Below are 13,220 nucleotides of genomic sequence, written 5' to 3' on the forward strand. Positions count from 1 at the left end.
TTCTAAACTCTTTAAACGTTTTTCTGATACTTGTTGCGAAGCAAAATAGCTGAGAAGTTCATTAGCAACAGTAATGCGAGTAAAACGATAATACCGCTGGCCGCAAGCTCCTTGAATTCTAGCTGAGGCTTGGACAACCAGTTGTACACTTGAATCGGAATAACGGTAAACGAATCCTTAAGGCCATTTGGTAAAAATGCGACGTAAGTCAATGCTCCGATCATAACGAGCGGCGCCGTCTCTCCGATTGCCCGCGACATCGCTAGAATGACGCCTGTTAATACGCCGGGAAGCGCAGATGGCATAACGGAACGTGAAACTGTTTGCCATTTGGTCGCTCCAAGCGCGAACGAAGCGTCACGGCGCGATTTGGGAACGGCGCGAATGGCTTCCTGGGCGGAAACGATAATAATCGGAAGAACAAGCAGCGTCATCGTTAGCGCGCCGGCAATGAGACTGCGATCAAGCGCTAGAAGACGGACGAACAAGGTTAACCCCAAAATACCGTATACAATAGAAGGAACACCTGCTAGCGTACTGATATTTAGCTGAATCATCCGGGTAATCTTGCCCTTCTTCGCATATTCCTCTAGATAAATCGCTGCTCCAACGCCGAAGATAAAGGAAATCGGCGCCATAAGAAGCAGCATGTAAATCGTGCCGACGAGCGCAGACTTCATGCCGGAACCATCCGCTTTACGAGACGGAAAGTTCGTGAATAGGTCTGGCTGGAGCCGGGAAATGCCATCGATTAAAATATCTACGATTAACGCGCAAAGCGCGAGAACGCCGATTGAAGTGGCTACGACAAACAGGATATGCAGCATCCAATCCGTCTTCCGCCGATTAGCGATTTGCTTACGGTTCGCGTCTTGAAATATGTTCATCTTAGTACTCCTCTCTGAATTTTCTTGCGATATACTGGGCAAGAATATTGAGCAGGAACGTAATGACGAACAGCGTCATGCCGACCGCGAAGATCGATCCATACTCAACCGTCCCGTGCGGCGTATCTCCGAGGCTGACCTGAACGATATAGGCGGTCATTGTCTGGATACTCTCGAGCGGATTAGCGGTCATATTAGGCGTGGAACCTGCCGCAACCGTAACGATCATCGTCTCACCGATCGCGCGCGAGAAAGCGAGCACGGCCGATGCCACGATACCGGAGAAGGCAGCGGGCACTACGATTTTTAGCGCAACCTCAAATCTTGTAGCGCCAAGCGCATACGCACCGTCGCGCAAGGTGCGTGGCACGGATGACATCGCATCCTCACTTAGCGAGCAAACCATCGGAATAATCATAATGCCGACTACGATACCGGCACTCAGCGCGTTGAACACGCCGGCGCTGTGGAAAATACTCTGAATAAGCGGTGTTACAAGGCTTAGTGCAAAATAACCATAAACGATTGTTGGTACTCCTGCGAGAACCTCAAGAATCGGTTTAATGATTTTGCGAACCCGCTTCGGCGCATATTCCGATAAATAAATGGCACTTGCCAAGCCTAGCGGTATTGCAACTAAGCAGGCAATAAGCGTAATCATAAGCGTACCTGACAAGAGAGGTAGAACGCCAAAGCTTTTGGGAGGGATTAACGGTGACCATTTTGTCCCAAACAAGAAATCAAAAATCGGTATTTTTTGAAAGAACTGATAGGTTTCTGAGATGAGTGTGACGACAATCCCGATTGTTGTAAGAACGGATACGGATGCACATAGAAACAATAGGATCGGCATCAATTTATTCATGATGCTAACGCGGTTATTTTTGAAATTATATAATTCCTTGCTTGCTATTTGAGCTTTAGTGGCCGTTTGCAGCCCTTGCCTTGGCATTGCGGCGTCCTCCTTCTTGCCTTTACAATTCGTTTACATATGTTTCGTGAAAAATGTGATGTCCCGCAAGACACCACATTTTATCATCTACCAAATTTACTGTTTATTGAATTTTTGCAGCTTCCGTAGCGTATTGCTCGTCTGGAAGAGCTACATATCCAACTTCATTAGCAAATGTTCCGATATTGTTGATGTAAAATTTAACGAATTCTTTTACTTCTGGACGCTCAAGCTCTTTGTTGTTCGCATAGATGAAGAGCGGACGGGACAATGGAGCGTAAGTGCCATCTTTGATCGTGTCATGCGATGGAGTGATAGCGCCGCTGCCGCCATCAACCGGAACGACTTTCAACTTGTCTTGGTTTTCTTCGAAGTATGCAAATCCGAAGTAGCCAATGCCGTATTTGCTGCCTGCTACGCCTTGAACAAGCGCGTTGTCATCTTCGGAGAAGCTGATTGCTTTATCGTTGCGGATGCCCGCTTTTTCAAGAATAGCTTCGTTAAAGTAGTCATAAGTGCCGGAATCAGCGCCTGGCGAGAACATAACGATTGGTTCTGCAGGGAATGTGTCGCGAACATCTTTCCATGTTTTCACTGTGCTGCCTGTTACGAAAATTTTGTTAAGCTCTTCAACCGTCAAGTGATCGATAAAGTCATTGTCTTTGCTAACGACTACAGACAAACCGTCAAATGCTACAGAAAGCTCTGTGTATTCGATGCCAGCTGTTTTACAAGCTGCTGCTTCTTCTTCTTTGATCGGACGGGAAGCATCTGCGATTGCGATCTCGCCTGCGCAAAATTGCTTGAAGCCGCCGCCTGTGCCAGATACGCCGACAGGAACACGTACGTCAGGGTGCTCTTTGTTGAATTCTTCAGCAGCAGCTTCCGTAAGTGGGAACACTGTGCTTGATCCGTCAACTTTAACTTCGCCTGCTAGTTTTACCGTTTCGTCAGCTGGAGCGTTTGTAGCTGCGTTGTTTGTAGAACCTGTATTTGCCGATCCATTATTTCCGCCATTTGCACTGTTACCACAAGCAGCTGCGAATACGAGTACCGCCACCATCGACAACATCAAGATCCCCTTAAAGCTTTTTTTCTTTAACAACTTTACCACTCCTCTTATTATGTCTGCCCAGGTTGCCCCTGTGCCTCTTATACTACTAGCCGTTTGTAAACCTCGTATTCTGTTTTTGTAAATTCCATGTTAAAAGTATGATTGCTGCAATTTTTTCATTTCGTCGGCTACATGAACCGATTGCAGATGCGCTTGTTCGGATAACGATCCGATCTGCTTTGCGCTGTTTCGGTTGTCTGCCGCTGCCCGGAACAGTCGATTAAACGCCTCTACCGCCTCATTGACATGGGCCTCGCTAGCCGAAGTCTCGGAGCGGCCAGCATGCGCAAGCTCAGTCGTCTGCGAGATGGCTTGAACGATCGTTCTGGTTAAAGTCGTAATCTCGTTGGCGAATTGCTTCGTTTGGCCTGCAAGCTTCATCACCTCGCCGGCTACTACAGCGAAGCCGCGGCCATGCTCGCCTGCACGCGCTGCTTCAATAGAAGCATTAAGCGCGAGCAGATTGCTTTGCTCTGCCAGCTCTTTAATTAATAGAGATACTTTGCTGATCGAGCCTGCCTCGGCTTGCAGCTCGTTCATCCGGTTTTCTTGAAGCTGCGAATTTGCTGCGATCGCGTCAAAAGCTTTCATTACTTTATCTAGTTCGTTTTTACCGGACAGCGTCAAATCTACCATCTCTACCGACAAGGATTCGCCTTGTGATGTCGACTCGCGAACGCTGCTGACCGCTTGTTCGATTTCAGTTACGCGCTGCTCTGCCGAGCGTATCGTTCTCATTTGGCTGTCAACCGCTTCCTGCTGCAGCAATCTGGACAGCTTGAGCATATCGGAAACGGTCAGAATTCCGGCGAGACGGCCGTTTGACGTAACGATGACACAATCATATAGGACACTTTCGTGACGGCTTAATGCACTGTCAATGAGCTGCTGAGGCGCAAAATCATAATCCACCAGCAGAGGGCTTGCATCCATAAGCTTCGATATAGGCTTATCATCATACAAATCTGCGCTAAAGCGATGCCCCAGCTTTAAGAAAAAACGATTCCGCATCATCAAGCCGATAGGAGCCCCTTGCTCCCCGACCACGATGACACATTCGCATTCTGGATGCATTTTAAACACAGATATCGTTTCCCGGCATGTTTGCTCTGCTGTAATCGTTGGTGCTTGGCGCAAAAAATGCTGAAGCCTCGCTGGCTGTGCAGCTGGTGAAGCTGCCATCACTCGAGGAGTCGCCGCCTCTTCCGGGGCTTGTCCTTTCTCTGCTTTGGCTTCTTGCGGCAAAACTTCTCCGTTAAGCGGTGCGTTCGGATCAGTACGCTCAATTTTCTCGATATCCGTGTCTTTTTCTTTCTCTAGAACAGTCGCTGTCACTCACCATCACCCTTCCTTCTATTTCCTCTTGCAATCACTATAGGTCGGAAGCATCAACAGGAATATGCTGAAATGTTTTCGCAATGTTAAATTCACCTTTTGTTTTTATCGATTCGGTAAACTCAAACGGTTTTAAGCAAAAGTTAGTGCGACCAAAGTCCTGTAAACATAAAAAAGCTGAGCGAAGCGTACTAGGTTCTGTACGCTTCACACAGCTTTTGGAAATGAGCAAATTTAGTTGGACTCGCGCTTCAAAATACGGCAGCTATAGGCTGTTAGTTCCAAGCTATCGTCGAAGGAGGCACCCGTTAACAAATCGGAATAGCTCCGTCCGTCGAGGGCAACCGAAACTTCGCTTGCGCTGAAGTTCGATACGAATACGTAATCGTTGTCGCCGTCTGTACGAAGCTGAGCGGTTACGCTATCCGGCAGTTCCGAATCGATTACACGTCTTATGCCCTCTTGCTTCACGATCGTGGAAAGCAGATCATTCGTAAATACGGCATCATTACGCGATGCGATATAGTAAGCTTTGCCCGCACCCAAACGGTTAACGGTCAAGGCTGGCCTGCCAGCGTAAAAATCTTCTCCGTATACCGCAAGCGCCTGCGCGCCTTCAAGATGGATAAGGTCACATAGCTCACGAGCTGTATATTCGCCGGTGAGACCAAGCGCATTTCCGTCGCTCATCACAACGCGGTTAGAATCATGGTCATGCAGGGAATCGATTTCCTCGGACCATATGCCAAGCGTCTTCCGCAGCGGTCCCGGGAAACCGGTTAGGAAGCATAAGTCATTCTCGTCTACGATGCCCGTCCAATAAGTCGCAACGAAGATGCCGCCATTTTCCACAAAACGCTCGATACGTTCACCAACGCCTGGACGAACCATGTACAGCATCGGGGCTACAAGCAGCTTATAGGATTCAAAATCGCATTCCGAATCAATAATATCGACCGGAACACCAAGATCCCAGAACGGTCGATAATGGCGCTTCGCTGTTTCTTCATAATGCAGCCCGCTATTGCGCGGCCCTTGCGAATCCTTCACCGCCCAGCGGTTTTCCCAGTCATAGATAAGGGCAACCTCAGGCTTCACCGTCGTGCCGACAACCTCGCTTAGCTTCTCAAGCGTAGCGCCAAGCTCAGCAACATCGCGGAATACGCGCGTATGCTCATGGCCCACATGGTCAACGACTGCGCCGTGAAGCTTCTCGCTTGACCCTCTGCTTTTGCGCCACTGGAAGTATTGTACCGTATCGGAGCCATGCGCGACTGCTTGAAGCGACGAGAGCAAATGCATGCCCGGACGCTTCACTTTGCTGATCGGCTGCCAGTTCGTCATGCTCGGCGTGCTTTCCATCAGCATGAACGGCTTGCCGCCGCCAAGCGAGCGGAATACGTCATGGTTGAAACCGATCCATGCCGCCTGCTCGCTGTCGTCGCTGCCATTGTCATGCCAAGTCGGGTAGGCATCCCAAGAAATGACATCAAGCAGCTCGGTAAATTTCCAATAGTTAAGCGGCTCAAAATCAAGCATAAAGTTTGTCGTAATCGGAAGCTCCGAATTGGCAGCGCGCAGCGGATCGATTTCGTGCTTGCAGAAATCAACAGTCTGGTCAGTTACGAATCTTCTCCAGTCCACGTTCTGGCCGTGAACAGCTTTCTCGCCACGCTCCGTCGGGGACTCCACTTGACTCCAATCGGTATACGTATGGCTCCAAAACGTCGTCCACCAAGCATCGTTAAGCGTTTCGATTGTTCCGTATTTATTTTTCAGCCAGCCACGGAAAGCCTCTTCGCAATACGAGCAGTGGCACTCGCCGCCGTACTCGTTCGAAATATGCCAGCCAATGACGGCAGGATGCTCCGAATAACGTTCAGCTAATTTCGTATTCATAATGGCTACCTTCTCCCGGTATACCGGGGAGGAGAAACAATGATTATGGCGTGCGCCATGCAAATTGCGAATACCGTTTGGGGCAACGCGCAGCACCTCGGGATATTTTTGAGACATCCATACGGGACGCGCTCCGCTTGGCGTTGCAAGCAAAGCATAAATGCCGTTAGCGGCAAATTTATCGAGCAGCGTATCAAGCCAATCGAACGTAAATACGCCTTCTTCCGGCTCAATAGCCATCCATGCAAAAATACCGACCGACATGACGTTGCAATGCGCAAGCTTCATCAGCCGGATATCTTCCTCCAGCACCTCGGGGTATTTCTGCCATTGATCCGGATTATAATCTGCACCATGCAGCATTTGCGGTATTTTAGGACTTATCGGGGCGAATTTCATAATGGGTTCAGCAACCTCCAGTTTCGTCTTGATTGTACTCATCATTGGTTATACTATAATGATATTCATATTATATCTCGTTCTTTGAACCAACTATATAATAGTATTTTCGCATCCCTTTAAAAATATGAACCTGGAGGCTGCTATTATCGACACGATGGTTTTCCCGACTTTGACAGAGACGGACACGACTCTTCCCGTATATCTCACCAGCATCGGGCATTGGAGCAATCAAGAGTCGATTGACCGTCCAAACGGCTATCCCCATTTTCAATGGCTTCAAGTCATAGCAGGAACAGGCGAGCTCCGTGTCGGCGATCAGATCATGACCGTTCGCGCCGGTCAAGGGTTTTGCCTTTTTCCAAACGAGCAGCATGCTTACTATTCCGTTCAGGAGCCTTGGGAGGTCATATGGATGAGCTTTCGCGGGGACTTGTCCGATAAGCTGTTCAGGCAGGCAGGAATTACGCAATCAGGTGTCTATTCTACTGCCGATCATGATATGATTGTTACCCATATGAAAAACATTTCTGCTATGACGCAGTCTGGCCGATCCTTTCTAGGACTGGAATGCTCGAAGCTCGTTTACATGTTTTTGCTCGATTTGATGAAGGTTATCCTTGTAAGCTCTCACTCGGTTGAGCAAAATTATTTGAAGCTTCAGCCTGTGCTTCAATATATTGAAGCACATTACAATGGACTGATCGCGATAAAGGATCTCGCCGCTTGTATTGACGTAACGCCGCAGTACTTATGCTTATTGTTCAAGAAAGCGCTCAAAATGCGGCCGATGGAGTATGTGAATCGGGAACGCGTCAATCGGAGCAAGGAGCTCATGTTCCGCGAGAGCGATATCAAAATGCATGAAATCGCGCAGCGCGTCGGCTTCGATTCACCCAGCTATTTCAGCTCTGTTTTCAAACGGCTCGAGGGCTTAAGCCCGGAGCAATTCAAGAAAATACATGGGATGCGTTAGGTGGTTGGGGGCAGTAAGCACGTATACGAGCCTAAAATAACGTTACACATGTTTCTCACCATTTCAGGAGGTTTAAATACAACGATGTCCAACAAAAAATTGATTTTTAGCGAGATTGATCACTATGCGGAGGCATTTCGTGCCATATCACGCGCCGTAGGCAATAGGCCCGAGCTTGGCCATGAGGAGTTTTTCGCATCGGAGCTGCTTTGCAGCGAGCTGTCGAAGTATGGCTTCGAGGTGGAACGGGGCATCCTTGACATTAAAACGTCGTTTATCGCTGTCTATGATACGGGCAAGTCTGGACCGACGGTCGGCTTGTTATGCGAATACGATGCGCTGCCGGAGATCGGGCACGCTTGCGGGCATCATCTGATCTGCTCCATGAGCGTTGCCGCAGCGGTTGGACTTAAAGCCGCACTCGAAGGCAGCGGCATCGGCGGAAAAATCCGCATCTACGGCACGCCAGCCGAGGAGACTCGCGGCGCTAAAGTTCCGATGGCGGCAGCCGGCTTATTTGATGATTGCGATTTTGCGTTAATGGCTCATCCCTACCATACCTTCGAGCGCTCCGGAGAGTCACTCGCCCTTGATGCGCTGCAATTTGAATTTCATGGCTTATCCGCCCATGCAGCAGCAAGCCCTTATGAAGGCATTAACGCGCTTGACGCGGTGCTTCAGCTGTTCAACAGCATCAATGCACTCCGTCAGCAGACGCGCAGCGACGCACGCATTCACGGCATAATCGACGATGGCGGCAAAGCGCCGAATATCATCCCTGACTATGCATCGGCAAAGTTTTATATTCGCTCGGCTTCCCGCGCTTACACGAATGAGCTGACCGCCAAGGTGCTTCGCTGTGCAGAGGGTGCTGCCCTGCAAACAGGCTGTACGCTAACAACAAATGCATTCGAGTTCTCCTATGACGAGCTGCTGACCAACGAAGCGTTATCCGAACGGTTTAATGCAAATCTTATTGAAGCAGGCATTCTCCCGGAGCAAATCGAGACCGGAAAGGATCACGGCTCGCTTGACCTCGGCAACGTATCCGTTCGCTGTCCGGCTATCCATCCTTTCGTTAAGGTCGTGCAGGATCGACTGCTCCTTCATACGGAAGCGTTCCGCGATGCCGCAATGACTGAATATGCGCTCGACGGCATGCTTTTTGGAGCTAAAATGCTCGCCGCCACAGCATATGACGTGTTTGCAGATCCTGCCCTGCTCGCCCGAATTCGCACCGAATTCGAGCAGCAAACGAAGAGCAGCTCATAACACCGACTTCGCTCGCATAAGGAGGGCTCGCCCATATGGACAAACCCATCATCAATAGCCATGAGATTACGCAAATCTGTTTATTAGCCGGCAAAATCATTTTGCAAAACGGCGGCGAAACCTACCGTGTCGAGGATACGATGATGCGGATAGCCGCTGCTTACGGCATTGAGAATTCGCATAGCTTCGTTACGCCGACCGGCATTATTTTTGCCATCGACGGCTCATCGCAAATGACGAAGCTTATTCGAATTTCAGAACGCTCGACTAACCTGCTTAAGGTTTCGTTAGTGAACGATATTTCCAGAAAAATCAGCTCAGGCAACCTTGCGGCAGGCGATGCCCATAGAATGCTGCAAGAGGTAGATACCCATGCATTCATCTACCCTGCTTGGTTAAAAGTGTTGGCAGCGGCGATCGCAAGCGGCTGCTTCCTTATCATGTTCCAAGGCAGCTGGGGCGACTTTATTCCCGTCGTGCTGATCGGGGGCTTTGGTTTCGCGTTTTTTGTACGGCTGCACCGCATCGTGCCCATCAAATTTTTCGCAGAATTTATTACCGCTTTGATCATCGGAACGCTGTCTGTGTTTGTTGTACATAAGGGGCTCGGATATGATCTGGACAAAATCATCATCGGCTCGGTCATGCCGCTTGTACCTGGCCTTCATATTACCGCCGCTGTCAGAGATTTGATGGCGGGGCATCTCGTATCGGGTCTATCGAAGGGTGCGGAAGCTTTTCTGACTGCATTTGCCGTCGGCGCAGGCATTGCCGCTGTGCTGTCTTTCTACTAATTAATAACGGAGGTGCATCACGTTGATGATGCTGGAACAGCTATTCACAAGCTTCATCGCCTCAGCCGCTTTCGGTCTCATCTTCAACGTGCCGAAGCGGACGCTTGCGCACTGCGGCGCTGTCGGTATGGTTGGCTGGCTTATTTATGTTTCGTGTACGCAGCTCTCATTGGACGTTATACCGGCTACGCTTATCGCCGCTTTTGTTGTAACCGTGATCAGCCAGTTATTTTCCAAGCTATACAAAACGCCCATTATCGTCTTTAGCGTATCGGGCATCATCCCTTTAGTGCCTGGCGGACTCGCGTACGATGCGATGCGGAACGTCGTTGAAGATAACTATGACATAGCGGTACAGCTGGCCGTCAAAGCATTTATGATCTCGGGAGCGATTGCGATAGGACTCGTTTTCTCAGAAGTCATTAATCAAATCATCCGGAAATCCGAGCGTTAATAAAATATCGATTGCCCAGCACCAGCAAGCGCCAGAGAGGGGAATCATTCATGCATCCTATCGTAGGGCCTGACGGCCGAATCATCGAAGAGAAAATATGGCGGAGGGAAACGCTTTATAAGGGGATGAACGGAAGCAGCGTCGAACGGATCTACCTAGCGTCAAACGAGACGATTATTTTTAAGCCGCTCACAAATCATGAGCAATTAGGCAAGGAAGCATGGGTATATGAGCATGTTTTGCCGGCTCTTCCACGTATCTATCCGCAATTGCTTGCCTGCTCCTCTTCAGCGGATACAACATCCTATTGGATGATGTTCGAAGATTTAGGAGCATTGAAGCATGCTTTTGACGAGGACAAAGCATCGGATTTAATCTCCTACATAGCTAACTGGCACGCGCTGCCGACAAGTCATCTGCTGCATGCCCCGCTGCGCGGACCAAAGCCCCAAGCAAGCGTTATCCTCAAGGAGCTGCTCCTTCAGGGAACCAGTTCCTATAAGCTTGCAGCACAGTGGCCAAGCCTGCCAAGTTCACTGCTCAGCTCCTTATTTGCAATGCTCCAGCATGAAAACGTTGAAGCGGAGGATCGGGTATTTTCGCACGGCGATCTGCACCTTGGCAACTATGCTAGCGTAAACGGACAAATAAAGGTACTCGACTGGGAGCATGCCCATCTGAACAGCCGCTACTGGGATCTGTATCATGTTATCGACCTCTCTCATCCAACCTTTCCAAAAGAGATGTCACCCACCGTACGCGAGCGCTTGCTGGATCGTTACCTCCTGCTAATTGAGCAGGATGGATACGGGCTGCAAAAATCCGCATTCAAACGAGGTTATTATTTATTTTCATGTCTTTTCTCATTATGGATGCTGAAGCTGATTACAAATGACATCCAAGCAAACAACGGCACATGGCCTATCGAACAATTGAAGCAGCAGCTTGACGAAACAACGTCAAACCTCCTCCAATGCGCCAAAGGCTTACAGCTCTAGTCGGCTTCCTTCTCCTGAATCGCATACCTTGCGCGCAATACCGCTGCCATTGATAAAATCTGCTCGGAGGTCGGCATGGCCAGCTTCTCCTCCGCTTCCCTTAAACCAGATTCCGTCTGCTGAGACAGGATTACTCCTTTGAGCGCATCTACAAAAGCTCGTCCAGCGCCAGCGCCCAGATTCGTCAGCTGCTCCAAGCTAGCCGTGCTCTCTTCCGTCACCAGTGGAAAATCGCTCGCGTTTTGCCTATCTGCTGCTTTGTCGTAGAAAGAGCGAACGAAGCCTGCCCGCTCCTGTCCTGACCCCTCCGCCACAACAAAGGCTTGCACGATATAGGCATGTGTCTGCCGCCGCTGCGCAATGCCGCAAAATTTCAACCCATCGATGCTCAAATCAAATTCGCCTGGACAATACGCTCCTCGTATTTCGCCCTTGTCGACTCGGCAGCCCGTTTCCTTCAGCGCGTGACGGATCAACCCGTACATGCGCTCGAAATCTTCATGAAAATGAAACGAATCCACATCGGGCTTGCGCATAATAAGCGAAATATTGATGACCCCTAAGTCAAGCGGTACAGCGGCTCCCCCTGAATTACGGACGGCGGTAGCCCATCCATCGGCTTGCAGTAGCCGCTCTGCTTCCGAGGCACCGGGTAGACGGCTGTCTTTCAGCCCCATCACAAAACCTCTCGGATGGCGCCATATATGGCAGATTGCCGGCCCTCCCCGTCCCGTTTGCCTGCAAAGCAGCTCATCAAGCGCGAACGGATATAATACATCCCGCTCATCAAGCTCATTCATCCGATCCAGCAGCAACACATTATCAAGTCCCAAATCCTCAATCGAATCCCATTCCATTCGTCTTCGCCCAGCCCTCTCCTGCTCATCGTTCCGCGTTGTTGCTCCAACATCTATTTTACCGATAAATGAGCATACATGCATCTTCTATTCCCCTTTTAGGACAAAATACAAATACCGATGGAGAAAGGGGCTAGATGATGAAAGCACTCACTTATCAAGGAATGAAAAAAGTAAAGGTAAAAGAAGTTTCCGATGCTTCTATTCAAAAGCCAGACGATGTATTAGTACGCATTACAACAACTGCAATTTGCGGCTCGGATCTCCATATTTATAATGGAGAAATTCCGAACATGCCAGATAATTACGTGATTGGGCATGAGCCAATGGGAATCGTCGAAGCCGTTGGCCCCGAGGTCACACATGTCAAAAAAGGGGATCGTGTCATTATTCCGTTTAACGTCGCATGCGGCCAATGCTGGTTTTGCAATCATCAGCTTGAAAGCCAGTGTGACAATTCGAATGAATTTTTACATGGAGATTCAGGCGGATATTTTGGTTATTCGGAGACATACGGCGGGTATGCAGGCGGTCAAGCTGAATTGCTGCGCGTTCCTTACGGCAATTTTGTTCCGTTTAAAGTGCCAGAGGATGCAGAGCTTGAGGATGAGAAGCTTGTCTTCCTCTCCGACATTATTCCTACTGCGTATTGGAGCGTAGACAATGCAGGCGTCAAAAAAGGCGATACCGTTATTATTTTGGGGAGCGGTCCAGTAGGCTTGCTGACGCAAAAGTTCGCTTGGAAAAAAGGCGCAAAACGAGTCATTGCCGTCGATTATGCAAAGTACCGGTTAGAGCATGCCAAAAAAACGAATAAGGTCGAGACGTTTAACGTAGGAGAGATGGATGATCTTGTTGAGCATCTAAAAGAGATTACCGGCGGCGGAGCGGATGTGGTCATTGATTGCGTCGGACTCGACTCAGAAAAAACAATCGCCGAAAAAATTCAAACGATGCTAAAGCTGCAAGGCGGCGGCTTGGGCGCTTTTCGGATGGCTGTTAATCTCGTTCGCAAGGGTGGCACAATACAGGTAACGGGTGTTTATGGAATGAATTATAATCTATTTCCGTTTGGGGACTTGTTTCGAAGAAACATCAACTTACGCATGGGACAGGCTCCCGTGATCCACTATATGCCTGAGCTCTATAGACAGATTAAAGCTGGCGAGTTTGATCCGACCGACATCATAACGCACCGGATTCATTTGGAGGACGCAGAAAATGGCTACAAAATATTCAATAACAAGGAAGACGGCTGCATAAAGGTCGTCATTAAACCGTAA

At 49.3% G+C, this 13,220-nt stretch carries 12 protein-coding genes and 1 pseudogene; 6 read left to right on the plus strand and 7 right to left on the minus strand.

All coding sequences use genetic code 11. From position 1 onward, the window contains the following. Positions 1-11: 11 nt before the first annotated feature. From pstA to A7975_RS13680, 6 genes and pseudogenes are all read right to left on the minus strand, one after another. A complete protein-coding gene (gene pstA / locus A7975_RS13660) occupies positions 12-887 on the minus strand; it encodes a phosphate ABC transporter permease PstA (RefSeq protein ID WP_065385447.1) in 876 nt (291 codons plus the stop codon). A gap of 1 nt (position 888) precedes the next feature. Further along, positions 889-1,752, minus strand: coding sequence for a phosphate ABC transporter permease subunit PstC (gene pstC / locus A7975_RS13665; RefSeq protein ID WP_442950666.1), 864 nt, complete (start codon positions 1,750-1,752; stop codon positions 889-891). A 190-nt stretch (positions 1,753-1,942) separates the two neighbouring features. Continuing rightward, the gene (locus tag A7975_RS13670) at positions 1,943-2,944 is read right to left on the minus strand and encodes a PstS family phosphate ABC transporter substrate-binding protein (RefSeq protein WP_065385448.1); all 1,002 of its coding nucleotides are present in this window, start codon (positions 2,942-2,944) and stop codon (positions 1,943-1,945) included. A gap of 99 nt (positions 2,945-3,043) precedes the next feature. Then, the gene (locus A7975_RS35645; protein ID WP_141680328.1) at positions 3,044-3,739 is read right to left on the minus strand and encodes a methyl-accepting chemotaxis protein; all 696 of its coding nucleotides are present in this window, start codon (positions 3,737-3,739) and stop codon (positions 3,044-3,046) included. Beyond that, positions 3,740-4,135 (minus strand): annotated as a pseudogene (locus tag A7975_RS35650) (CBS domain-containing protein); the annotation flags it as partial. A 387-nt stretch (positions 4,136-4,522) separates the two neighbouring features. Next, a complete protein-coding gene (locus A7975_RS13680) occupies positions 4,523-6,586 on the minus strand; it encodes a beta-galactosidase (RefSeq protein WP_141680293.1) in 2,064 nt (687 codons plus the stop codon). Positions 6,587-6,713: 127 nt separating this feature from the next. Between A7975_RS13680 and A7975_RS13685 the strand changes: the two genes are divergently transcribed. From A7975_RS13685 to A7975_RS13705, 5 genes are all read left to right on the plus strand, one after another. Then, the gene (locus A7975_RS13685; protein ID WP_082198184.1) at positions 6,714-7,562 is read left to right on the plus strand and encodes an AraC family transcriptional regulator; all 849 of its coding nucleotides are present in this window, start codon (positions 6,714-6,716) and stop codon (positions 7,560-7,562) included. 84 nt (positions 7,563-7,646) lie between these two features. After that, on the plus strand, positions 7,647-8,834 hold the full coding sequence (locus A7975_RS13690) for a M20 family metallopeptidase (RefSeq protein WP_065385450.1): 1,188 nt from the start codon (positions 7,647-7,649) through the stop codon (positions 8,832-8,834). A 35-nt stretch (positions 8,835-8,869) separates the two neighbouring features. After that, positions 8,870-9,628, plus strand: a complete 759-nt coding sequence (locus tag A7975_RS13695; RefSeq protein ID WP_065385451.1) for a threonine/serine exporter family protein — start codon at positions 8,870-8,872, stop codon at positions 9,626-9,628. Between the two features lie 25 nt (positions 9,629-9,653). Further along, on the plus strand, positions 9,654-10,082 hold the full coding sequence (locus tag A7975_RS13700) for a threonine/serine exporter family protein (RefSeq protein WP_053377250.1): 429 nt from the start codon (positions 9,654-9,656) through the stop codon (positions 10,080-10,082). A gap of 50 nt (positions 10,083-10,132) precedes the next feature. After that, positions 10,133-11,080, plus strand: a complete 948-nt coding sequence (locus tag A7975_RS13705; RefSeq protein ID WP_065385452.1) for a phosphotransferase — start codon at positions 10,133-10,135, stop codon at positions 11,078-11,080. Here the strand turns inward: A7975_RS13705 and A7975_RS13710 are convergent. Continuing rightward, positions 11,077-11,937, minus strand: a complete 861-nt coding sequence (locus A7975_RS13710; RefSeq protein WP_053377925.1) for a lipoate--protein ligase family protein — start codon at positions 11,935-11,937, stop codon at positions 11,077-11,079. The genes A7975_RS13705 and A7975_RS13710 overlap by 4 nt on opposite strands. A gap of 140 nt (positions 11,938-12,077) precedes the next feature. Here A7975_RS13710 and A7975_RS13715 point away from each other — a divergent pair, with 140 nt between their 5' ends. After that, a complete protein-coding gene (locus A7975_RS13715) occupies positions 12,078-13,220 on the plus strand; it encodes a zinc-dependent alcohol dehydrogenase (RefSeq protein WP_065385895.1) in 1,143 nt (380 codons plus the stop codon).

This window comes from Bacillus sp. FJAT-26390, from assembly GCF_001682865.1.
Lineage (GTDB): Bacteria > Bacillota > Bacilli > Paenibacillales > Paenibacillaceae > Pristimantibacillus.